Source organism: Colwellia marinimaniae, from assembly GCF_002207865.1.
GTDB lineage: Bacteria > Pseudomonadota > Gammaproteobacteria > Enterobacterales > Alteromonadaceae > Colwellia > Colwellia marinimaniae.
In genome coordinates this window covers 338,112-359,991 of sequence record NZ_BDQM01000001.1, presented here as the reverse complement: position 1 = coordinate 359,991, position 21,880 = coordinate 338,112, and the positions used below count along the sequence as shown (strand labels likewise).

General features: G+C 39.6%; 18 protein-coding genes. 3 read left to right on the top strand and 15 right to left on the bottom strand.

Going from position 1 to position 21,880, the window contains the following annotated elements; translation table 11 throughout:
• Window positions 1–10: 10 nt before the first annotated feature.
• Window positions 11–1,483 (bottom strand): IMP dehydrogenase, encoded by a 1,473-nt coding sequence (gene guaB, locus MTCD1_RS01530; RefSeq protein ID WP_057182179.1) that lies wholly within the window; start codon window positions 1,481–1,483, stop codon window positions 11–13.
• A 362-nt stretch (window positions 1,484–1,845) separates the two neighbouring features.
• On the opposite strand from guaB, the gene xseA reads away from it, so the two are divergent.
• A complete protein-coding gene (gene xseA / locus MTCD1_RS01525) occupies window positions 1,846–3,180 on the top strand; it encodes an exodeoxyribonuclease VII large subunit (RefSeq protein WP_057182182.1) in 1,335 nt (444 codons plus the stop codon).
• Between the two features lie 47 nt (window positions 3,181–3,227).
• Here the strand turns inward: xseA and MTCD1_RS01520 are convergent, their stop codons facing one another.
• From MTCD1_RS01520 to iscX, 12 genes are all read right to left on the bottom strand, one after another.
• Complete coding sequence (locus tag MTCD1_RS01520) at window positions 3,228–3,911, bottom strand: PilZ domain-containing protein (RefSeq protein WP_057182184.1); 684 nt, start codon at window positions 3,909–3,911, stop codon at window positions 3,228–3,230.
• 107 nt (window positions 3,912–4,018) lie between these two features.
• Window positions 4,019–5,506: a ribosome biogenesis GTPase Der gene (gene der / locus MTCD1_RS01515; protein ID WP_057182186.1), complete on the bottom strand. Its 1,488-nt coding sequence runs from the start codon at window positions 5,504–5,506 to the stop codon at window positions 4,019–4,021.
• Window positions 5,507–5,792: 286 nt separating this feature from the next.
• Window positions 5,793–7,037, bottom strand: a complete 1,245-nt coding sequence (bamB, locus tag MTCD1_RS01510) for an outer membrane protein assembly factor BamB (protein WP_057182189.1) — start codon at window positions 7,035–7,037, stop codon at window positions 5,793–5,795.
• 48 nt (window positions 7,038–7,085) lie between these two features.
• Window positions 7,086–7,772: a YfgM family protein gene (locus MTCD1_RS01505; RefSeq protein WP_057182192.1), complete on the bottom strand. Its 687-nt coding sequence runs from the start codon at window positions 7,770–7,772 to the stop codon at window positions 7,086–7,088.
• A gap of 23 nt (window positions 7,773–7,795) precedes the next feature.
• On the bottom strand, window positions 7,796–9,076 hold the full coding sequence (hisS, locus tag MTCD1_RS01500; protein ID WP_057182195.1) for a histidine--tRNA ligase: 1,281 nt from the start codon (window positions 9,074–9,076) through the stop codon (window positions 7,796–7,798).
• Window positions 9,077–9,303: 227 nt separating this feature from the next.
• Window positions 9,304–10,434: a flavodoxin-dependent (E)-4-hydroxy-3-methylbut-2-enyl-diphosphate synthase gene (ispG, locus tag MTCD1_RS01495; RefSeq protein ID WP_057182197.1), complete on the bottom strand. Its 1,131-nt coding sequence runs from the start codon at window positions 10,432–10,434 to the stop codon at window positions 9,304–9,306.
• 67 nt (window positions 10,435–10,501) lie between these two features.
• Window positions 10,502–11,509, bottom strand: a complete 1,008-nt coding sequence (locus tag MTCD1_RS01490; protein ID WP_057182200.1) for a RodZ domain-containing protein — start codon at window positions 11,507–11,509, stop codon at window positions 10,502–10,504.
• The gene (pilW, locus tag MTCD1_RS01485) at window positions 11,502–13,061 is read right to left on the bottom strand and encodes a type IV pilus biogenesis/stability protein PilW (protein WP_082606588.1); all 1,560 of its coding nucleotides are present in this window, start codon (window positions 13,059–13,061) and stop codon (window positions 11,502–11,504) included. The genes MTCD1_RS01490 and pilW overlap by 8 nt, the downstream gene beginning before the upstream one ends.
• Before the next feature lie 249 nt (window positions 13,062–13,310).
• The gene (gene rlmN / locus MTCD1_RS01480) at window positions 13,311–14,483 is read right to left on the bottom strand and encodes a dual-specificity RNA methyltransferase RlmN (protein WP_057182205.1); all 1,173 of its coding nucleotides are present in this window, start codon (window positions 14,481–14,483) and stop codon (window positions 13,311–13,313) included.
• A gap of 293 nt (window positions 14,484–14,776) precedes the next feature.
• A complete protein-coding gene (gene ndk, locus MTCD1_RS01475; RefSeq protein ID WP_057182207.1) occupies window positions 14,777–15,208 on the bottom strand; it encodes a nucleoside-diphosphate kinase in 432 nt (143 codons plus the stop codon).
• A gap of 178 nt (window positions 15,209–15,386) precedes the next feature.
• Window positions 15,387–17,075 carry an NAD-dependent malic enzyme gene (locus MTCD1_RS01470; RefSeq protein ID WP_057182209.1) on the bottom strand — a complete coding sequence of 563 codons (1,689 nt, stop codon included), beginning with the start codon at window positions 17,073–17,075 and terminating at the stop codon, window positions 15,387–15,389.
• Window positions 17,076–17,365: 290 nt separating this feature from the next.
• Complete coding sequence (gene iscX, locus MTCD1_RS01465) at window positions 17,366–17,572, bottom strand: Fe-S cluster assembly protein IscX (RefSeq protein ID WP_057182210.1); 207 nt, start codon at window positions 17,570–17,572, stop codon at window positions 17,366–17,368.
• 380 nt (window positions 17,573–17,952) lie between these two features.
• Between iscX and MTCD1_RS01460 the strand changes: the two genes are divergently transcribed.
• Window positions 17,953–18,411 carry an Lrp/AsnC family transcriptional regulator gene (locus MTCD1_RS01460; protein WP_057182212.1) on the top strand — a complete coding sequence of 153 codons (459 nt, stop codon included), beginning with the start codon at window positions 17,953–17,955 and terminating at the stop codon, window positions 18,409–18,411.
• A gap of 92 nt (window positions 18,412–18,503) precedes the next feature.
• Here MTCD1_RS01460 and MTCD1_RS01455 read toward each other — a convergent pair whose 3' ends face one another.
• Window positions 18,504–19,454: a putative porin gene (locus MTCD1_RS01455; protein ID WP_057182215.1), complete on the bottom strand. Its 951-nt coding sequence runs from the start codon at window positions 19,452–19,454 to the stop codon at window positions 18,504–18,506.
• 270 nt (window positions 19,455–19,724) lie between these two features.
• Between MTCD1_RS01455 and MTCD1_RS01450 the strand changes: the two genes are divergently transcribed.
• Window positions 19,725–19,982 carry a DUF2164 domain-containing protein gene (locus tag MTCD1_RS01450; protein WP_057182217.1) on the top strand — a complete coding sequence of 86 codons (258 nt, stop codon included), beginning with the start codon at window positions 19,725–19,727 and terminating at the stop codon, window positions 19,980–19,982.
• Between the two features lie 142 nt (window positions 19,983–20,124).
• On the opposite strand, the gene MTCD1_RS01445 is transcribed toward MTCD1_RS01450, so the two are convergent.
• Window positions 20,125–21,696, bottom strand: coding sequence for a hypothetical protein (locus MTCD1_RS01445; protein ID WP_057182219.1), 1,572 nt, complete (start codon window positions 21,694–21,696; stop codon window positions 20,125–20,127).
• Window positions 21,697–21,880 lie beyond the last annotated feature (184 nt).

Sequence of the window (21,880 nt, the reverse complement as noted above, 5' to 3'; positions counted from 1 at the left end):
AGCTATTCGACTAACCTGTACGGTAATTAGGAGCTTCTTTGGTGATGGTTACATCATGTACGTGAGACTCACCCATACCTGCAGAGGTAATTTTCATAAACTCAGGTTTGGTACGCATGGTTTCAATATCTTTGCAGCCAGTTAAGCCCATGGATGAACGTAAACCACCCATTTGCTGATGAATTATAGCTGCCACTGGACCTTTATAAGCCACTCGACCTTCAATACCTTCTGGCACTAATTTATCAGCTTCACCATCAGATTTTTGGAAATATCTATCGCTTGAGCCATCTTTTTGCGCCATTGCGCCTAAAGAGCCCATTCCGCGATATGATTTATAGTAACGACCTTGATAAAGTTCAACTTCACCAGGAGCTTCTTCCGAGCCTGCAAACATGCTGCCGACCATGACACAATGTGCACCAGCAACTAAGGCTTTAGCAATATCACCGGAAAAACGAATACCACCGTCAGCAATCACTGGAATACCGGTACCTTTCAAGCCTTCAACAGCATTTGAAATGGCCGTTAACTGTGGGACACCAACACCCGTAACAATACGCGTGGTACAAATTGATCCTGGGCCAATACCTACTTTAACGGCATCAACACCGGCATCAGCCATAGCTTTTGCACCCGATGCGGTGGCAACATTACCGGCAATAATTTGCAAATCAGGATATTTATTACGTGTTTCTTTAACTCTATCTAATACACCTTGAGAGTGACCGTGTGACGTATCAATTAATAACACATCTACACCGGCAGCAACTAAGGCATCAATACGTTCATCGGTACCGGCACCAACACCAACAGCAGCACCAACACGTAAACGACCAAATTCATCTTTACAAGCGTCTGGCTTATCTTCGGCTTTTTGGTAATCTTTTGCGGTAATAAGACCCACTAACTTAAAAGCATCATCAACCACTAAGATTTTCTCAATACGGTTACTGTGCATTAAACCTAGAATCTGTTCGCGTGCTGCGCCTTCTTTTACTGTCACTAACTTTTCTTTTACTGTCATTAGTGACGATACCGGTTTGCTTAAATCCGTTTCAAAACGTAAATCACGGCTGGTGATGATACCAACTAAGTTGTTGTCATCATCAACAACCGGGAAACCGGAGAAACCTAAGTCATCGACTTTGTGCATGACTTGTTCAATAGTAAAGTTGCTATTTACTGTTACTGGCTCTGAGACTATGCCACTTTCATACTTCTTCACTTGAGAAACATTTTGCGCTTGTTCGGCAATGGTCATGTTTTTATGAATAAAACCTAAACCACCTTCTTGCGCTAACGTGATCGCTAAACGCGCTTCTGTCACTGTGTCCATAGACGCAGAAATCATCGGTATGTTTAAATTAATTTTACGGGTTAATTTAGTTTTTAAATCAGCCGTGTGTGGGAGTACTTTTGAATGGGCAGGTATAAGTAACACATCATCAAAAGTTAAAGCTTCTTGGGCAATTCTTAGCATCGCAACATCTCTCTAAAAAGGTTGGTTAGGGAGTGAATATTGCGGCAGAATTTTAACCGTTTTCTTGTTTTAGGTAAACCTATTTTTTTAAACTTTTATCAACTCACCATAAAACATCTAAAAAAAAGTACCGGAATATATCTTTTAGAAGAATATAATTTGAATTATTAGCCTCTTAGCTAATAATTGACAGATGTGTCAACTTTTCTAACATAACTAGCAAAAATATAAAATTTATTTGAAAGTATAACTACTTGGATAAATATGGCTGCTACCTTTGCAATGATGAGTTCGATATTATTTTATTAGACTTGATATACTCATTAGCTATCCGCCTAAAACACTACTATTACCTCTGCCTTATGAGCCAACAGCATATTTTACAAATCAGCGAATTAACTAAAAAAGTACGCTTTATACTGGAAAGTGAACTAAATACGGTGTGGTTAACCGGTGAAGTATCTAACTTTATCGCCGCCAGCTCAGGTCATTGGTATTTATCATTGAAAGACGCCAAGTCACAAGTAAAATGTGCCATGTTTAAGGGCAGTAATCGACGAGTTCGATTAAGTAATGGTGCCACACCTAAGAATGGCCAACAAGTTTTAGTGCGCGCTAAAGTATCTTTATATGAGCCGCGCGGAGACTTCCAGTTAATTATCGAACATATGGAAGATGCCGGTACTGGTATCTTGCGTCAGCAGTTTGAACAATTAAAAAACAAACTGAACGCCCAAGGTTTATTTGACTTAAGCCATAAAAAAGAAATACCTGCACATATCAATTGTGTTGGCATTATCACCTCGCCAACTGGCGCAGCGGTGAAAGATATTTTAACGGTACTCAAACGTCGTAATCCCAATATCAAAGCGATTATCTACCCAGCATTAGTGCAAGGAGAATATGCGCAAACCGACATTTGTCATGCCATTGAGACGGCCAATAGCCGCCAAGAATGTGATGTCCTCATTGTTGGTCGAGGTGGTGGCTCTTTAGAAGATTTATGGCCCTTTAATGAAGAAAGTGTCGTGCGGGCCATTTATCAAAGTGCTCTGCCGGTAATTAGCGCCGTCGGCCATGAAATTGATACCACGCTAAGTGACTATGTTGCTGATTTACGAGCCGCCACCCCCTCTGCTGCCGCTGAGTTAGTATCAAGCGATAGTAATGAGTTGCTTAACCATGTAGTTATGCTTAAACAGCGGTTAATTAAAGCCCTACAAGGGACACTAGCGCATTTAGGCAATGAAAAAAGTTATTTACAGCACAGGTTATCGCAAGTACACCCCGAGCAACAGTTACAATTACAGCAACAAAAAGCCGATGAATTAGCGTTACGTTTAAAGCAAGTGATGAAGCGTAATATGGTCCAGCTACAAGGTAAACCGGCGCAACTTAGCCAACGATTATTACAGCAATCTCCAGCAAAGGTAATTCTATTACAGCAACAACAAGTCCGCCTAAATAAGCAGAGAATTAGCCAAGCTATGCAAAACACTTTACAGCATAAAAGTGAACGCTTTGTGCATTTGCTTGAGCAATTACAACTTGTTAGCCCGCTAGCGACGATAGCAAGAGGCTACAGCGTCACGCGCAATAAAAACAATGCTGTTATTACTAAGGTTGCTCAGGTGAGTAAGGGTGACGAAATAAGCGTGCAGTTAAGCGATGGTCATATTAATGCTAGGGTAATCTAAGCTTTGTAAGTTAACCTGAACTTTGGATAAGTTAAGGACAAGCTAAATTAGTTATCCTGTGCTAGCCCTTGATAAAGTAATTCAATGACTTGTTGTTTACTCACTTGGTTGAATTTAACACCAAAAGATACACCATCAATTTGTTGTTTAATATTGCAAATAGTGGCGTTGAGTTTAAGGTTACTTTCCCCTTCGCCCATTACCACGACAATCTCGATTATTTTATCTTCGGCCAACAGCAACTTTTCGCCATTAATAATATCTAGCTGACCACCATCAACTGATATGTTGGTCATGGTCGTTTGCCAGTAAACACCATCTATTTTTACTTTCGCGTGAATATGAGTATCGATACGCACAGAGGAACGTAATTGTTGTAAGGTGACCTTATTAGGGATGTCTAACACCATAATACGTGAGGGAATTTGCAAAGTTTGTCTAATAATACTAATAAAAGCAACCGCAGCACCATCGCGACCTTCAATAAGACCACGCACGGTGATCACTGTACCTTGACAAATATATTGAGAAAATGCGCCTAGCTTGCTTGCATCAGGAAATTCAATGAGTACATATTTTTTAGGCGAGTAACCAATATAAAAAGTATGGAACTTTCTTTTTTGACCAGCAGGGGTTGCTATATCAATAGTGATAGCTGCACCCGCTTTTAAAAAAGCTAAGTGACGAGCAGAGGGTTTAGTTGCATCGGTTAGAATTACTTTTCCAGCCATATTTTCAATAAAATTAAGTGTGAAGTGTAGCTATTACCTTAATTAAATCAGACAAAAATTGCAACAGACACTTTTGTGTCCGTTGCAATGATAACGGTTAGCAAAGACTAGTCTTTTTTATAACCTTGTGTTAATCGAGCAATTTTCTTCTGCTGGGTATAGGTTAACTTTTTCTTACCGGCAAAGGGATTCAAGGTATCTTTAAACTGAACTCTAATCGGGGTGCCCATCATTTTTAACGACTTACGATAGTAATTCATTAAATAACGTTTATAAGACATGGGTAATTTCTTCGCCAAGTTACCATGAATGATAATGATAGGTGGGTTATAACCACCCGCATGGGCATATTTAAGTTTAATTCGACGGCCTTGGTGCATTGGGGGTTGGTGATCAAAAGTCGCCATATCGAGTATTTTAGTAACCATAGCGGTAGAGATACGCTTAGTTGCTGAAACAAACGCTTCTTCCACTGACTCATATAAGTGACCAACACCTGTGCCATGCAATGCTGAGATAAAGTGTATACGGGCAAAATCAATAAAGCCTAAACGTCGGTCTAACTCAGTTTTAATACGATTTTTTTGATGCTCTGCCAAACCATCCCATTTATTAACGACTAAAACTAATGAGCGCCCTGCTTCGAGAATAAAACCTAATAAGCTTAAATCTTGATCGCTAATGCCATCTTGAGCATCAATGAGAAGTAAGCAAACATTAGCGTCTTCAATGGCACGTAAGGTTTTAATGACAGAATATTTTTCTACTACATCGGTAACGTTTTTACGACGTCGAATACCGGCTGTATCAATTAAGGTGTACTCTCGACCGTTATGTTCCATGGGAATATAAACGCTGTCACGAGTAGTGCCGGGCATATCAAAAACAACAACACGCTCTTCACCCAAAATACGGTTAATAAGGGTTGATTTACCCACATTAGGGCGACCAATAATAGCTAGTTTTATTTTGTCATTTTCTTTTGGCTCATCTTCAAGCTTTTTAGCCAGTTGTTCTGCAGTTAGCTCTACCTCTTCTTCTACAGCAAACTCATCATCCTCTTCACCTTCTACTTTAGGCTGAACTGGGTTCGCTAGGGCTTCAATATGAGGTGTTAGTGCCAGTGTTAATAGTTGCGTAACTCCACGACCGTGTGCTGCAGCAATTTGGTAAACATGTTCACCTAAACCTAAAGCGTAAAATTCGGCTACGGCTGAATCACCATCAATGCCATCGATTTTATTGGCCACTAAGAATACTTTTTTATCTTGCTTACGCAGGTATTCGGCAATACCGTGATCTGCAGCGGTTAAGCCTTCTCGAGCATCGACCAAAAAGAGTACCGCATCGGCTTCTTCAATTGCCACCAATGACTGCTCGGCCATAAGAACATCAATGCCTTTTTCATCACCATTGATACCACCGGTATCAATAACAATAAATGGATGTTCTTCTACTACAGCTTTGCCATATTGGCGATCGCGAGTAAGACCTGGGTAATCAGCGACAAGTGCATCACGACTACGGGTTAAACGGTTAAATAACGTTGATTTTCCGACATTAGGACGGCCAACAAGAGCAACTACAGGAAGCATGAGCACCTCAAAAATTCACCATACAAGCGAGTAATGCATGGTTTGCAAACAAATAAAAACTAAATACCACTAATAATAAGTAACTGTCTTAGCTTACTTAGCTTAAAATGATATGACTAAAAATGATACTGCTAAAAACAAGTAACGGCTCCTGATGCACTTAGCATAGGAGCCGTTAGTATACCAAATCAAATAGTTTTATTCTCACTGAGTGAAAACAAAACTAATTTAATTGGTATTCATTTTAGCGGCTAGGTTCGAAAATAAAGCCGCTAAAAAGTGCGACTTATTGCGCCGCACTGACAATTATTGGTGTAATGATAGCTTGTAAGTCTCCATCACGAGATTGGCTATACAAGATATCATCAACCACTGTTGGTGTTGAATGTATACCACTGCCATCAACTTTATGGCGAGAAACAATTTCACCGGTTTCTTGATCAAGCCAATGTAAGTAACCTTCAAAATCACCAACAACAATGTATTTATCCACCACAGCTGGCCCCGTAACACTACGGTTTGTTAACTCCACATTACTCCAGCGTTCAATGCCATTAATACGGTTAAGGGCATAAACGTGACCACTAGTATTAGTAATAAAAATGTCATTACGATAAACAGCAATTTGTCTATATGATGAATATTGGCGTTTCCATAAAATGCGCCCTGATTTTAATTCAATAGCAACAAGGTTGCCACGAGCAGAGATAACATAAATTTTGTCACCAAAAACAACCGGCGCTGAGTCAACATCAATAACTCGCTGTAATTCAGTGGAACCGGTCGCTTCACCAACTTCTGTAGTCCAGCCTGCTTGGCCTTTCTCAAGTATGTAAACGGAAAGTTCACCCTTGCCTGAGCCAATCAAGACACCACCAGAGGCGATTACCGGCGTGCTAATACCGCGCAGTGTAAGTGCGGGAACATCTTGCTCAACTTTCCACAGCTCTTCCCCCGTATTGGCGTTAAAAGCTTTAATTAAGCCTGAAGCTGAGTTCACCACTAAGATACCTGAATCTAAGGCTGGCGGAGTGAGCACTTCACCCCGTATTTTTGCTTGCCAAACCAAGGCACCCGTTTCTGCATCTAGGGCGAAAACTTCACCGTTTTCAGTACCCAAAAATATTTTGTTAAGCCCAGCTGTCGGACCACCAGCAACTAAAGCCGAAACTCGGCTATCCCAGAAACTGCGTTCGTTATTAATGTCACTTAAGTCAACTTGCCAAACTTTTTTACCACTGTCTTTATCAAAGGCAATAACGTCACCCATACGACTTGCGCTATAGACTTTGTTATAAGCAACAATAGGTTTTATCCGAGAAAAATAATCATCAACACCATCACCAACGCTACGTTCCCATAATACTTCGACATCAAAAGCATTATCTAATGCTGAGAGTTCTGCCACCTTGGTACTAGGGTCTTCATCATCATTTGAAGAACAAGCAAATAAACTTGCCGACAACAAGACAATGGCCAGTGCTTTTTTAACACTCAGGCCCTTAAAAAATTTACTATCAAAATAACGCATAGTCTGCCTTTTAACTAAAATAAATGATTGTGCAAATAACGGGATAAGTTACTTACCTTCAGACTCAGTAGCTACCAATTCTGCAACGACTAGTTTAGTCGTTGGTAAAGTAGTTACTTGGGCTAAATCATCTAATTTAATTTGTAAATTGGGGCTGGTCGCTATACCGTTAGCCGCAAGTGCCGCTTGATAGGCATTACGAGCAAGGTCTTTTTTACCTTGTTGTAAATACGCATCACCTTTGATTTCTTCAATAGCTGCGGTAAATGATACCGGTAAGTTGTTATTTAAAGTAGTAAAGGCTTGCGAATATTGCTCAAGTTGCACTTGAACTCGTGCTAAGCGTAAACTGGCAATTGCTTTAATACCATCCGTTGGCGCTGACTCTATCGCAATGGTTAGTTGTTTTTCAACTTGAGTCCAATCTTTATGTGAAGCTGACTCTTTTGCTAGCGCCAATGCCGTTAAAGATACATAGCTATTGTTACCATGTTCACTGATAAATTTTTCACCATTCGCAGTAAAAGCTGCAAAGTCTTTACCGCTTTGCTCCATAAGCGTTTGATAACTATCAGATACGGCTAGCTCTTGCTCAAGTTTATCATCTAGATAAAAGTTAAAACCGACAAAACCAGCAAAACCTAAGGCAATACCAGCCACAATAGTATTACCATTTTTTTGCCAGTAACCTTTAATGGCTTCGACTTGTTGTTCTTCCGTTTGATAAATTTCCACTACTTCACCCTGGCTTAACGCCCTTAAATTAATTCAGTTAACAAGCTCGAAATTTGGTTAAATTCCACGCTTTGCTGTTCTTTTTGACCGCGTAGGTATTTCACCATAATTTTCTGTTGAGCAATTTCATCATCACCCAATATTAACGCGATTTGTGCGCCGGACTTATCGGCACGTTTTAATTGTTTTTTCATATTGCCACCACCACAGTGACACTGCAATCTAATATCAGGTACTTGATCACGCCATTGTTCCGCTAATTTGTTTGCTATCACTTGCGCGTCATCACCTAAGATCACCACATAAGCATCAACTTGCGGGCGAGTATTGGTGACTTTATCTAACTCTGTGAGCATTAAAATTATGCGTTCAATACCTAAGGCAAAACCAAAAGCTGGCGTTGCTTTACCACCAAGTTGTTCAACTAAACCATCATAGCGGCCACCCGCACAAATAGTACCTTGGGCGCCTAAAGTTGTAGTAATCCATTCAAATACGGTGCGATTATAATAATCTAAACCACGTACTAGACGCTCATTTAATACATAATTAATACCAGCTGCATCTAAACGAGCACAAAGGCTAGTAAAATGCGCTTGCGTTTCTTCACCAAAATGATCGGATAGCTTAGGCGCATTAGCAAGTGCTTGTTGAACTTGTGGGTTTTTACTGTCTAATACTCTTAACGGATTGGTGTGCATACGACGTTTAGAGTCTTCATCAAGTAAATGCTCATGTTCAACTAAATAAGCAATCAATGCCACACGGTAATTTGCTCGTTCATCGTTTGAACCTAACGAGTTCAACTCTAGTGTGACAAACTCATTGATGCCAAGTTCCTTCCATATACGCGCGGTCAGTATAATAATTTCAGCATCTATATCAGCAGTCGCTATACCAAAGGCTTCCAGGCCAAATTGATGAAATTGGCGATAGCGACCTTTTTGTGGTCTTTCATGGCGAAACATTGGCCCCATATACCAAAGGCGTTGCTCTTGGTTATACAATAAGCCATGTTGAACACCCGCACGGACACAACTCGCCGTGCCTTCTGGGCGTAGCGTTAAGCTATCACCGTTAAGATCATCAAAGGTGTACATTTCTTTTTCAACTATATCGGTGACTTCACCAATACCACGTTTAAATAATGCAGTTGACTCAACAATTGGCATGCGAATTTCAGCAAAACCATAATTACTGGCAACGCGGCGCAGTACCGCTTCAACCATTTGCCAAATAGGAGTTTCACTTGGGAGGCAATCATTCATGCCACGAATTGCTTGTAGAGCCTTTTGTTTAGCCACTGAGGGGTCTCTCTTTCTTTTAATTTTATAATCTTAAAGACTGACCATTTAAGGCGAAATCTTTAGCATTAGCTTAAATTAATAATGGATAGGTTATGTGCTGTGTTAAATTGCGCAGCGCGCAGTATACCTAATAACAGAGCGCTAATAAACTAATGCGAATAAAGGCTAAATAATCTAGTGTTTAGCCTTTAGCTTCGCGTAAAATCACGGGTTATTATCGGCAGTTAATCGACTGACTTAAAGTCGATTTTATTCTTTTCATCTTCGCGTTCATTTATCGCGTGTGCTTTGGCACGGATACGCTGCTCCAGTTGATCAACAAGGTTATTATTATCAAAGCGCTCTTTTTGACGTATGCCATCTAAATAAAAGCCACTTTTTTTACTACTGCCAGTTAAGCCTAAGTCTGACACCATAGCTTCCCCCGGACCATTAACAATACAGCCAATGATAGAGACATCCATCGGCGTCATAATATCTTCAATACGCTGCTCTAAAGCATTGACCGTTGCCACCACATCAAACTCTTGCCGAGAACAACTTGGGCAAGCAATCAAGTTAATACCACGACTGCGTAATTTCAACGACTTTAAAATATCAAAGCCCACTTTAATTTCTTCAATCGGATCGGCGGCAAGAGAGATACGTATAGTATCACCAATGCCTTGTGCCAATAATATGCCCAAACCAACGGACGATTTTACCGAACCAGAACGTAAGCCACCAGCTTCTGTGATGCCCAAGTGTAATGGGTTATCAATTTGTTTGGCCAGTAACTTATAAGACTCAACTGCAAGGAAGACATCAGACGCTTTAACACTGACTTTAAATTCATGAAAATTTAATTTATCGAGAATATCGACATGACGCATAGCCGATTCTAACAAAGCTTCAGCTGTTGGTTCAGTATACTTTTCTTGAATATCTTTCTCTAAGGAGCCGCCATTAACGCCAATGCGAATGGGGATATTGTTATCTCGAGCACACTCAACCACACTGCGTACTCTATCAATCCGACCAATATTACCTGGATTGATACGTAAACAGTCAGCGCCGTACTCAGCAACTTTTAGCGCGATACGGTAATCAAAGTGAATATCAGCGACTAAAGGCACATTCACTTGCTTTTTAATGGCACGAAACGCTTCAGCAGCATCCATTGTTGGTACACTTACCCGTACTATATCGGCACCAACCGCTTCCAGCGCATTTATTTGCGCCACGGTCGCGTCAACATCTGTGGTCAAGGTATTGGTCATTGATTGCACAGTAATAGGGGCACCGCCGCCAACCGGTACATTACCGACCATAATTTGGCGAGAGACACGACGTATAATTGGAGATTCTTTAAACATAATTTTTCTTTATATAAAGGGTAGTAACTAAACTCAAAAGTAAGTATTAATAACTATTCAACAGTAGCTATTCAGCGATGATGGGTAAATTAAATTTAGCAATATTTCCAACAGCAAACGCAGACATGTCTACGGGCTGGCCATTAAAGACAATACTGGTTAACTCAGGTTTACCGACGGTAATACGCAGTGGCGCCTTACCTTCAATAGTCATCACATAACCTGACTTTTTAACACCCCAAGCAATTCGCTCACCGGTAGCATCAAAAATATTTACCCAGCAATCACCAATAAAAGTAAACACTGCAGTACTTATCTCTGGCTCCTGGGATGGTGACACCTCACTTATTGCTATTACTGCAGATGAAAGCTGAGTATCTTTAACAATAACAGGCTCACTCTCAGGGTGCGACACTAGTTCAGTTTTGTTGTTCTTGGCCATGGCTTGAACTTGGCTATTAACTAAAGTGGGTCGTTCACTTAAAGGGTTAAGCACAATCCCTGCACTTTCTCGCTCTTCGCTCGTATTTTCCAGGTTAACGGCTAAAGACTTTGCGCTAACATTGACAGCACCAGCCGCTTGCTGGTCACTATCTTGCTGCCACCATAAAATGGTCAAACCGACTAATACAGCCACGATAAGATAGCTTAACCACATAACACGACTATGCTCAGCTTGCTTCGTGGTTTCATTAGAAAAGCTCAACATTTCACTACGTTGAATATTAGCAGCATCAAGTGCATCATAACTGGCCAAGACATCATCTACGTCAACGGCGACTAATTTAGCATAATTAACCAGGTAACCTCGAGTGAAAGTAACCGGTATTAAAGGGTCAAAAATATCGTGTTCCATATCGTTAACCAGAGCTACCTTAAAGTTCAGCTTACTGGTGATATATTCTTGTGAGAGTGATAACGCTTTTCGAGCGTCGCGCAACATAGCTCCCGGGCTCACCATTTCCATGTCTTCACTTAGCTCGGTGATTTTGTCGCGAATTTGATCGGTGACTTGTTCGGTAATATCACCTTGTTCTTTATCTGGTTTTCCAGTAGGGGTTACATCATTAATCATTAATATTTTTCACTGTTATAGGGTCAACCACATAGAGCTTATCACCTGCATGGATTTTATTTTTTTCAGAGATATTATTCCACTTTCGTAATGCTTTTAGCTTAACGTTATATTTCATCGATATATTGTAAAGATTTTCACCTGACATCACTGTGTGCAAAGCATCTTTAGCATCGACTGAGATCATCGGAGCCACGACATACCTTGCTTCTTTAGCTATTGCTGGTTCAGGCGTTATCAATGCTGACGTTATAACCTCGGCGGCAAGTTGTTGAGGTAACTCTTCCGGTAAAGGCACATCACGTGTAGCCGCTATAGGCTGAGTTGAAGTCGGTTCAATGGTATTAAATAGCGATTGTTCGACTACTGTGCTGGTAGTTACTACAGGGGCTGCTGCTGCTATAGCTGTCATTTCCTCAGGGTTGGCTACGCTAGTTTGACTGACCTGCGTGCTAGCCGCTGCTACCGTTGCCACTACTGTAGCAGAAAGCAAAGCACTTCCTGAGCCAAGTGTGGCTGGCATCATAGTCAATGCGGATGTACCAGCAGTCGTAGCAGTCATTAACCTTGTAGGTACTTGCGCCACCTCTACTAGGGCCTTACTATTTTTAGTTAAACTAGTTGTTTTAACACTGGTGGTATATGGCGAGTCGCCTACTTTTCTAGGCGAAAGTTTTACTACACGTTTATTGCTAGCGGGGAATAACTGAGGATATTTTCCTTTCTGGCTAACTTGATACCTTCTCGCTAAATCATCCGCTTCAATAAAGTTTAAGTTATTGAGTAGATATTGCTTACTCTCCCACGATTGCGGATACATTTTCACTAGCATATTCGCGTAATTACTTGCGGTACGCCGCTGACCTAACTGCCTATATAATTTATAAGCGAGTGCAAGTGAGTCAGCCGTAAATCGCTGGGTATGACGTTCAAATTTTTGTAAAAATCGCTTAGCTTCTTGGTAATTTGCCATGGCATATTGCAACCGTACCATTTGTAACAAGCTTTTTGTTCTATTTGGGCTATGGAATATAGCTTTATGAAAATACATTTCAGCTTTTTCAAAGTCATTAATTTGTAAATAACAGGAGGCAAGATTTTCATAACTTTGTGATACCAATATGTAACTCGGCACAGCAATCGCTTTTAAAAACTGAACTTCAGCAGCCTCAACTTTACCTTGTCGACATAAAAACACCCCATAGTTATTTAGAGTGTCTGCACTGTCGGCTTTGATAGCTAAAGCTTGTTCGAAGGACGCAATGGCGAGCTTACTTTCACCTACTGTTTCATAGTAGTGAGCGAAGGCAGTATGTACTTGTACTAAGTCTGGAGAGAATCTTTTCGCTTTGTCTAAATTGAACTTAGCTTGAGACATGTTGCCCATTCTTAGGTAACCTAAGCCTAAAGAAACACGAGTTGCCGCCATTTCATCTCGATTAGCTTTGTTTCTTACTATGGGCTGATTATTTTCAAAACTTTGGGTAACACAACCACTTAACAGCGACATTGAAACCACAGTCAAAATTGTCGGGAGAATATATTTAGCCATAGCTTTATCCATAATATGCAAGGTGTTGACCGCCTCTTATTGTCATAGCAAACTCACTAACTTAGTGATCATTTTCAAATAGCTTAAATAGCCAATAACTTCGTTGTTTTCAATGCCAGCAGTCAGCTATTACTCAAGCAAACGCCTGGCTCTTGAACATTTTTCTTCATTGCAGCTGGTAAAGTTGTAACTGTAAGCTTACATTAATAAAGTTGGTACTATTTTTCACTAAAAACAATACCCTAATGCTTAAACTACTTTGATAGAGATAGTGTCAGCTTTAGCCTGATCTTTCAATGAACTTATTTCAGCATTTTTTGCGCTGTTTTTAGCGCTAAGAAAAGCGCTACGCTTAGTCCTATCTAATACATCACCGGCAAGCTGACCACAAGCGGCATCAATATCACCACCACGTGTACGTCTAGTAATTACCGTTAAGCCATAACTTTGCAATACTTTATCAAAACGGTCGATTCGAGAGTTACTTGAGCGCTTATAAGGTGAACCTGGGTATGGGTTAAAAGGAATCAAGTTAATTTTACTCGGCAAGCCTTTTAAAACATGAGCCAGTTCGTGTGCTTGTTCAGTACTGTCATTAACATGATCAAGCATGACATATTCAATAGTTGCTTGTTTGTTTGCTTTTGAGCCATCAATATATCGTCCGGCTGCGGCAAGAAAATCTTCCAAGGGGTATTTCTTATTGATTGGCACTAATTCATCACGTAACTTATTATTTGGCGCATGAATTGAGATAGCTAAAGCACAATCAATTTTTTCTTTAAGCATGTCTAACGCAGGAACAACACCGGAAGTACTGACCGTCACTCGACGCTTAGACAAACCATAACCTAAATCGTTCAACATGGTATCCAGTGCCGGGATTAAATTTTTCATATTTAATAGCGGCTCTCCCATTCCCATCATAACAATGTTGGTAATAGGACGAGTACCGGTAATGCGGGTTGCACCAATATCATTGGCAACACGCCATACTTGGCCAATAATTTCAGCCACAGTTAAATTGCGATTGAAGCCTTGCTGGGCGGTAGCACAGAAGGTGCACTCTAATGCACAACCAACTTGAGAGGAGACACACAAGGTGGCACGACCATTTTCAGGGATCCATACGGTTTCAATTTCTTGGCCGCCTTCAAGTCTTAATGAATATTTAATAGTACCGTCAACCGACACTTGTTTTTCAGAAATTTCCGGCGCCGTTATTACACAATTACGCTGTAGTTTTTCCCGTAACTTCTTATTAATATTAGTCATTAATTCAAAGTCACTGTAACCAAAGTGATAAATCCACTTCATCATTTGATCGGCCCTAAAGGGTTTTTCGCCAATAGACTCAAAGTATTCACGCATACTTTTATGATCAAAATTAAGTAGGTTTATTTTACCGCTTACATCACTCATACAAAAAACTCTCAATAACTAACATCAAACTACTGCTAACAGCAGTCTAAAAAACAAGGCGCGTATTGTACGCTTTTTAAGCAACAATCGCAATTTTACTGGCTTATTTTACTGCGAATTATTATCCGCTTAAAATAACAAAAGGATTTTACTAATTGCTCAGTAAAATCCTTTGTATTCACTGCAATTAATGTTGCATTAACAGCTCGCTAATTTGTTCAAGATTAAGGCGCTAGCACTACGTGTGCACTGGCGAGCAAAAGATTGTACAAAGTAATAACTGTTAAGCAATATTAACGAGTGCGAGCACAAATTTCGTCGTCTGAGAAGAAATAAGCGATTTCACGTGCCGCTGATGCTACCGCGTCAGAGCCATGAGCAGCATTTTCGTCGATGCTATCAGCAAGGTCAGCACGGATAGTACCCGCAAGTGCTTCAGCAGGGTTAGTAGCACCCATGATTTCACGGTTTTTAAGAACAGCGTTTTCGCCTTCTAACACTTGCACCATCACAGGACCTGAAGTCATAAACTCAACTAAAGCACCAAAGAAAGGACGTTCACTATGTTCAGCATAGAAACCTTCGGCTTTTTCTTTGCTTAAGTGAATCATTTTAGCTGCAACGATTTTTAAACCAGCAGTTTCAAAACGGTTGTAGATTTGACCGATGAAGTTTTTAGCAACTGCGTCTGGTTTTACGATAGAAAAAGTACGTTCGATAGCCATGATAAGCCCTCTTAATTTAATGTAGTTAAGTTGAAAATTTAAATGTCTCTTTAGCCATTGGTAAAACGGCTAAAATTTTGCGCGCATTATAGACGAAAAAACAGTAAAAAACTAATGATATCGTCTCAGCAACATCATTAGTTTATTTAGAGCTCGCAATGGCAATTAGCTAGAGACCTTACGCACTGGTCCGACGATATTGGCGGTAAGCAGGCTGCCAGAAGTTACGCTCTATTTTAGCGCGCAATTCATCATCACTCATTGCCAGCGCTAGGTTTTCTTTAAAAGCAACTTTAGCAATAGCAAAAGCGATGTCTTTGCTTAATTGGGCAATGGCTGTTAGCGGTGGTAATAGCTCATCAGACTCTTTATTAGCCAGTGGAGAAGCCGCCGCTAATTTTTCGCTAGCAACTTTTAACATATCATCAGTTATGCGAGTAATACCTACTGAAACAACCGCTAAACCAATACCAGGGAAGATGTAACCATTATTACACTGGGCAATAGGGTACGTTTTACCTTGATATTCAACTGGCTCAAATGGGCTACCTGTAGCAATAATCACTTGCCCTTTTGTCCAATTAATCACCTGGCTAGGGGTAGCTTCTACTTGACGAGAAGGGTTACTTAACGGCAAAATAATAGGCATGTCACAATGTGACTTCATCGCAGTAATAACCTCTTCGGTAAATAAACCTGCTTGCCCAGAAACACCAATCAATATATTAGGTTTTGCACCATGCATGACTTCAACAAGTGAAGCGAAATCCCCTTGTACATTCCAGGCGGAAATAGCCTCTTTACCTTGTACTAGTTTTTGTTGGAAGTCTCTAAGCTCTGCCATACCTTCGGTTAGCAAACCAAACCTGTCCACCATAAATACTTGGCTACGCGCTTGTTCCGCAGAAACACCTTCGCTTATCATCTGACTGATAATTTGTTCGGCAATACCACAACCCGCAGAACCGGCACCAACAAAAGCAACACGTTGCTCTGATAATTTTTCGCCTTTACTGCGACAGGCAGCAAGTAAAGTGCCAACAGTAACCGCAGCGGTTCCTTGGATATCATCATTGAAACAACAAATTCTATCTCTATAGCGCTGTAATAAAGGCATGGCATTGCCTTGAGCAAAATCTTCAAATTGCAACAGCACCTGTGGCCAGCGACGCTTAACTGCACTGATAAATAACTCTAAAAACTCATCATAGGAATCTTGATCGATACGTTTATGTCGAGAGCCCATATACATAGGATCGTCTAATAATTTCTGATTATTAGTACCGACATCAAGCATCACAGGCAAAGTATAGGCTGGGCTAATACCACCACAAGCGGTATAAAGTGATAACTTACCAATTGGAATGCCCATGCCACCAATGCCTTGGTCGCCTAAACCTAAGATACGTTCGCCATCGGTAACTACAATGACTTTAACTTTATTTTTAGTGGCATTTCGTAAAATATCATCAATATTAAATCTATCTTCGTAAGAAATAAATAAGCCACGCGAGCTACGATAGATATCCGAAAACTGCTCACAAGCATCTCCTACCGTCGGGGTATAAATGATAGGCATCATTTCGGTTAAATTACTTTGTACTAACTTAAAAAATAGGGTTTCATTATTATCATGGATAGCACGTAAATAAATATGCTTATTAATGTCACTATTAAAGCAACTGTATTGACGATACGCCCGCTCAACTTGTTCATCAATAGTTTCATACCGTGGTGGCAATAAGCCAGTTAAGTTGAAATTACCGCGTTCTTCTTTGCTAAAGGCACTGCCTTTATTAAGTAGAGGTGTTTCTAATAATGAAGGTCCAGCATAATGAATATAAAGTGGGCGTTTGGATTGGGGCATTTGACTTACTGCTTATATGTTTGATGAATAATGGAAATCAGCCAAAAGTATAGATGATATTACCCCTGCTGAAAAGCAAGAGCATGCTTGAATTTGTTAAAAATGAGCGCTATTTGACGGAATCGATTGGTAATAGATTTGAAAAAGATATTTCGATGCCACTATGTGAAAAATCAGTTACTTTTTTGTGGTGAAAAGTACCGGCTTTACCTTGGCATGCTATCACTGCAGGGCATTATTATTTTGGGCTAACAATCAGTGCAGCTTAATCTATTAGCATTAACCAAGCATTAATCAATCTCTGCCATCCAAGCCAGTTGAATAGCTTCAAGTACCCGTTCGCCGCAATGTTCCGGATCATCTTCAAAACGATCTAATGCCAGTACCCATAGTCTTAATTCAGTAAAGTGTAACTTAAGGGGATCAACATCAACATGTTGCTCCATTAGATCAAGAGCGATCTCTTGAGAATCACTCCATAGTAGTCCATTTGCCATGATATTACCCCCATACTTAGCTGCATGATTTTAATGACTTAGCTAGCCACTAAAATAACAATTGAAAGAAAAATAAATCTATAATTAACATTAGTATAAGCCAGATGAATAGCAACCTAGCCTTTCGACAAAAAGGGCAATCGGTATGCCACCACTTTTTAAAACTCTTCATGATTAATCTACTCGTAAAACACCGCGCTATTATATATCAACAAAATGATATCAACAGAACTTTTAAAAGATAATACCGAGAGCCCTCGGCAAAAGTATTTCTAAAGAAGTTGTACTTATTCAATGTTAACTTGGTCATAACAAGAAATAAAATGCTAACATTACATAAATTTTTAGTTTTATATTCTCTATAAATACCCAGGTGCCAAATGGATTCTTTCGACAAGCATATCCTTAGTATTTTACAAAAAGACTGTACCCTTTCAACCAGTGATATCGCCGAGCGAGTAGGTCTATCAACGACCCCCTGTTGGCGCCGAATTCAAGCGATGGAAAAATCTGGCATTATTAAAGGCCGCGTTGCTTTAGCCGACCCTGAAAAATTAAATGTTGGCCTGTCTATTTTTGTTATGATAAAAACCAATCAACATAACCCTGCTTGGTTAGCAAAATTTGCCCAAGTTGCGCAAGATTTCCCCGAAATTGTCGAGTGCTACCGTATGAGTGGCGAGGTTGATTACTTGCTGCGTGTAGTTGTGCCCGATATGAAAGCTTACGATCGCTTTTATAAGGAATTGATTACCAAGGTAGACTTTTCTGATATTAGCTCTAGTTTCGCGATGGAAGAGATTAAATATACCACTGCCCTGCCAGTAGATTATATTTAGGCACACTTTCTTAGTAAATTCTCAATGAAAAAGCCACCGTTACAGCAAAGTATCGGTGGCTGTTAGCTGGTGCTGTCGGACTAGTTACTTAATTAAAATTGTGCGGAAAAGCTCAAGTAATAACCATCAAAATCATTTTCATCTTTATTATTAGCCACTGAATTATAGCCCAATTGCACTGAATAGTGGTTGCTAATAAAATAACTAGCACCTAGGCTATAAAAATCATTATCGCTATAAGTCACTGACACTGAGGTGCTATCATTATAATAATAACTAGCATTGACACTCCAGTAATCATCAACGAATACAACATCTCTATTATCAAGGGTATAGCCGCCGCCAAGCACTATATAACTTTGCTCTGCGATGCCAAAAAAGTATTTAGATGACAGCTGATGAACATCAAAGTCTTCATCAACATTATAACTAAAACCAATATAATCCATACCAGAAAGTTGCCAGTTATAGCTACTACTATAGCTAAAGTAGTCATCGCCATCACCGCCATCATTATAATGAGCGCTAATAACTAAGTCGTCTGAAATTAAGTAGCCGATCTCAGCCGCGTAATAACTACTACTATTATCATAAGAGATTTCGTTACCATCACTAAAATAGGAATCTGTCCACTTACCTTCTGACTTGTAGTAGCTATAGTTTACGCCAAAAATAAAATTATTAATTATCCATTGACCGCCAATAGCAATACTATTATCGCTTGAATCCGAGTTAGAATCTCTAGATTTATATGCTGAAGAAACTTCCGTGTTGCTATTGGCAACTAAAACATAAAGATTACTAATAGTATTGATATAAGCAAACTCATTTAACGGACCGAGTGTCTGCCTTTCATCGAAGTAATATTTGCTATATAACGCAACAGCATCGGTGTCACTTTTACTATAAAGATCATACGCTGGCATATTAGATGTATAACGACTATGTGAGTAACTTAATGTCGAAAAAGACTGATAACTTTCGGCAAGTACCGTATTTGAGAGCAGCAAAGCCACTAGAGCTGATAATTTTGAGACTTTCATAAAAATTAATATCCTTATTATATTGTCCATTAAAAAGTAAAATAAATATGTCACTCTAATAGTAACTCGTCTACTAATAGATTAATAAACTTACACTTTTTAGACAAAAATCTCACAGATAATATACGATTGCTGAGACGAATTAACGCAGTATTCACCCTGAAATGGCTTTATTAAACGATACAATACCACTAACAACTTTACTGCCTAGCTAGGTATACTAGGGAGATACCACGAAGCATAAAAATCGTCTCCTCTTACAGGTTTATTATGAGCAGCATTAAGTTTTCCAGCACTGAAACAGAGCAACTAGTGAGTAAAATACAAGACTACTTTACCAAAGAACTCGACCAAGATTTGGGTCAGTTTGATGCCGAATTTTTATTAGATTTTTTCTCTAAAGAAGTCGGTGCTCATTTTTATAATCGCGGCTTGTTTGATGCACAAACGGTTATTGCCACTAAGCTAGAATATGTTAGTGAAATGATGCACGAAGGCATCAGTGAGATAGAAAAGCCTATCCGTTAAACAGCTATGCTTATCGCTAAAATAAAGCCGCTGTTAAGTCATTAACTGCGGCTTCTCTTAGATTAGTTAAAACCTATTAGTTTATTTTAATTTCGATAAAGTCAATTTTCCCCTGCGACTAAGCGCCCTTAACTATTAAGGATTAGTTGTTATTTTTTTCCTTCTCGGGTTTTTCAACCACTGCCTCAACAACCTCAACCTTTACCGCTGGAGTTTCAACCTCGAGCTTAGTTGCAATCGCTTTTACTGGCTCAGCTGTTTGACTTACCGGCACTGTTTGAACTGCGGCTTGTGCTTGCAATGCTAAGGCTTTTTTCTCAGCCTCTTTTTTTACTTGTGCTTGCAATGCTAAAGCAGCTTGCTGCGCTTCCAGCTTAACTTTTGCCGCTAAGGCTAACGCCTCTTGCTGAGCTTTTGCTTTTAAAGCAAGTACTTTTTGCTCTGCTTCTTTGGTAGCTTGTACCTGCACTGCCAGCTCTTTTTCAACAGCATGTTTACTTTCAATTTGTAAGACCGCTTCTTTATAAGCTTGTAAACGAACCAAGTCGATATCTTTACGTTGTAATTGCTTATTTAGCGCTGAATTTTCAATAACAAGGGCATCATATTTGGCATCTAAATTAACCAATTGGCTTTTAAACTCTGCTCTAAGGCTTTCCGTTGCTGCCGATGATTGGTTACTATCACTTTGCAGTGCTAACACAGCAGCTTTAGCAGTAGTTAACTTGCTCTTTATAGTACCCGCTTGCAATGCTATGGCTGCAACTTGTTTGTTCATGGCTAAATCACGTACATCAGCGATTGCTAATGATTCACCTACCGTGTGTATCAGCGCTTCTTTAGCCAGTAAATATTGCTCATAATATTTACTTTTTGTTTTCTTTAAGGCATTGACTTCTTTCGCTATATGGTAAAGATGGGCAAGTTCAAACTCAGCTAGTTTTACCGCAACTTTTATCTCAGCGCTGGCTCGAGGAGTAGCGGTAATGATGGCATTCGCATGACTGCGCGCCGCTAATAATTGTTTATGGCTAATTGGTACATATTTGGCCAGACGCTTTTTCTTGATATAAGCAATATCGCTATCAAGTTGACCTAAATAATTGTAACGCACAGTGCGAACTTCTAGTGCCTGCATATCGATAAGTAATTTAGTTTGTTTTTCTTGCGCTGTACTAACCTGGCCTTCATCAATGTATTCAACCAAATCATCTACTCTAGCGCTAATTTTTCTATAATCTTTAACAAACACTTTTGGCGCACCAATCTCTGATAAAAACGCCTGTTGCTTAAAAGTTTCGGCTAAGGTGCTTTCCGCGGTATCTTTAATGCTATATGAAAATTTAAGCTTTTGATGTGCCAAGGCAATATAGTTAATTATTTCTTGCTTGGCTTGCAGGTATTGTTCGGTATCACTTTGAAAAACATTAAAAGAAGAAGCGCCGTTTTTACCTATATCCATATACACTTCAGTGGCATTATCAAATTCAGCCACCGCTTTTTTAAAGGTGCTCGGAGCAAAATAAGCAAGTTGTTCTTTTCTGCCTTGACTAATATCTTGCTTTAACTTATCAAGGGAAATTTTAGCCTCGACAAAATATTGAGTTTGCTGATTCACCTCAGCATTTTTAGTCATCAAATCTTTACTGGTTGATTGACAAGCCGTCAACAGTGATAGTCCTACACAGGCAAGACATAGAGTTAAGGTTTTCATTTAAGGTCCTTTAAAGGTGATTCTGCACAAATATTTACATTTATTTACAAATTATAGCGCGAATATATTTAAGGCATCAAAAAATAATTGACTCTTATAGGTAAAACCACTCTTAAAAAGTGATTTTAGTTACAAAAGCCTATAAAAACAACGAATAATAATTATAAAAAAACTCGCCGAAGCG

What these genes read in the sequence shown, in the direction of transcription:
- MTCD1_RS01445 (WP_057182219.1), bottom strand. Translation starts at nt 21,696, where the DNA reads ATGAAAACCTTAACTCTATGTCTTGCCTGTGTAGGACTATCACTGTTG.
- MTCD1_RS01460 (WP_057182212.1), top strand. Translation starts at nt 17,953, where the DNA reads ATGGATTCTTTCGACAAGCATATCCTTAGTATTTTACAAAAAGACTGT.
- xseA (WP_057182182.1), top strand. Translation starts at nt 1,846, where the DNA reads ATGAGCCAACAGCATATTTTACAAATCAGCGAATTAACTAAAAAAGTA.
- pilW (WP_082606588.1), bottom strand. Translation starts at nt 13,061, where the DNA reads ATGGCTAAATATATTCTCCCGACAATTTTGACTGTGGTTTCAATGTCG.
- rlmN (WP_057182205.1), bottom strand. Translation starts at nt 14,483, where the DNA reads ATGAGTGATGTAAGCGGTAAAATAAACCTACTTAATTTTGATCATAAA.
- MTCD1_RS01450 (WP_057182217.1), top strand. Translation starts at nt 19,725, where the DNA reads ATGAGCAGCATTAAGTTTTCCAGCACTGAAACAGAGCAACTAGTGAGT.
- MTCD1_RS01455 (WP_057182215.1), bottom strand. Translation starts at nt 19,454, where the DNA reads ATGAAAGTCTCAAAATTATCAGCTCTAGTGGCTTTGCTGCTCTCAAAT.
- ispG (WP_057182197.1), bottom strand. Translation starts at nt 10,434, where the DNA reads ATGTTTAAAGAATCTCCAATTATACGTCGTGTCTCTCGCCAAATTATG.
- MTCD1_RS01490 (WP_057182200.1), bottom strand. Translation starts at nt 11,509, where the DNA reads ATGATTAATGATGTAACCCCTACTGGAAAACCAGATAAAGAACAAGGT.
- guaB (WP_057182179.1), bottom strand. Translation starts at nt 1,483, where the DNA reads ATGCTAAGAATTGCCCAAGAAGCTTTAACTTTTGATGATGTGTTACTT.
- ndk (WP_057182207.1), bottom strand. Translation starts at nt 15,208, where the DNA reads ATGGCTATCGAACGTACTTTTTCTATCGTAAAACCAGACGCAGTTGCT.
- MTCD1_RS01520 (WP_057182184.1), bottom strand. Translation starts at nt 3,911, where the DNA reads ATGGCTGGAAAAGTAATTCTAACCGATGCAACTAAACCCTCTGCTCGT.
- MTCD1_RS01470 (WP_057182209.1), bottom strand. Translation starts at nt 17,075, where the DNA reads ATGCCCCAATCCAAACGCCCACTTTATATTCATTATGCTGGACCTTCA.
- der (WP_057182186.1), bottom strand. Translation starts at nt 5,506, where the DNA reads ATGCTTCCTGTAGTTGCTCTTGTTGGCCGTCCTAATGTCGGAAAATCA.
- iscX (WP_057182210.1), bottom strand. Translation starts at nt 17,572, where the DNA reads ATGGCAAATGGACTACTATGGAGTGATTCTCAAGAGATCGCTCTTGAT.
- bamB (WP_057182189.1), bottom strand. Translation starts at nt 7,037, where the DNA reads ATGCGTTATTTTGATAGTAAATTTTTTAAGGGCCTGAGTGTTAAAAAA.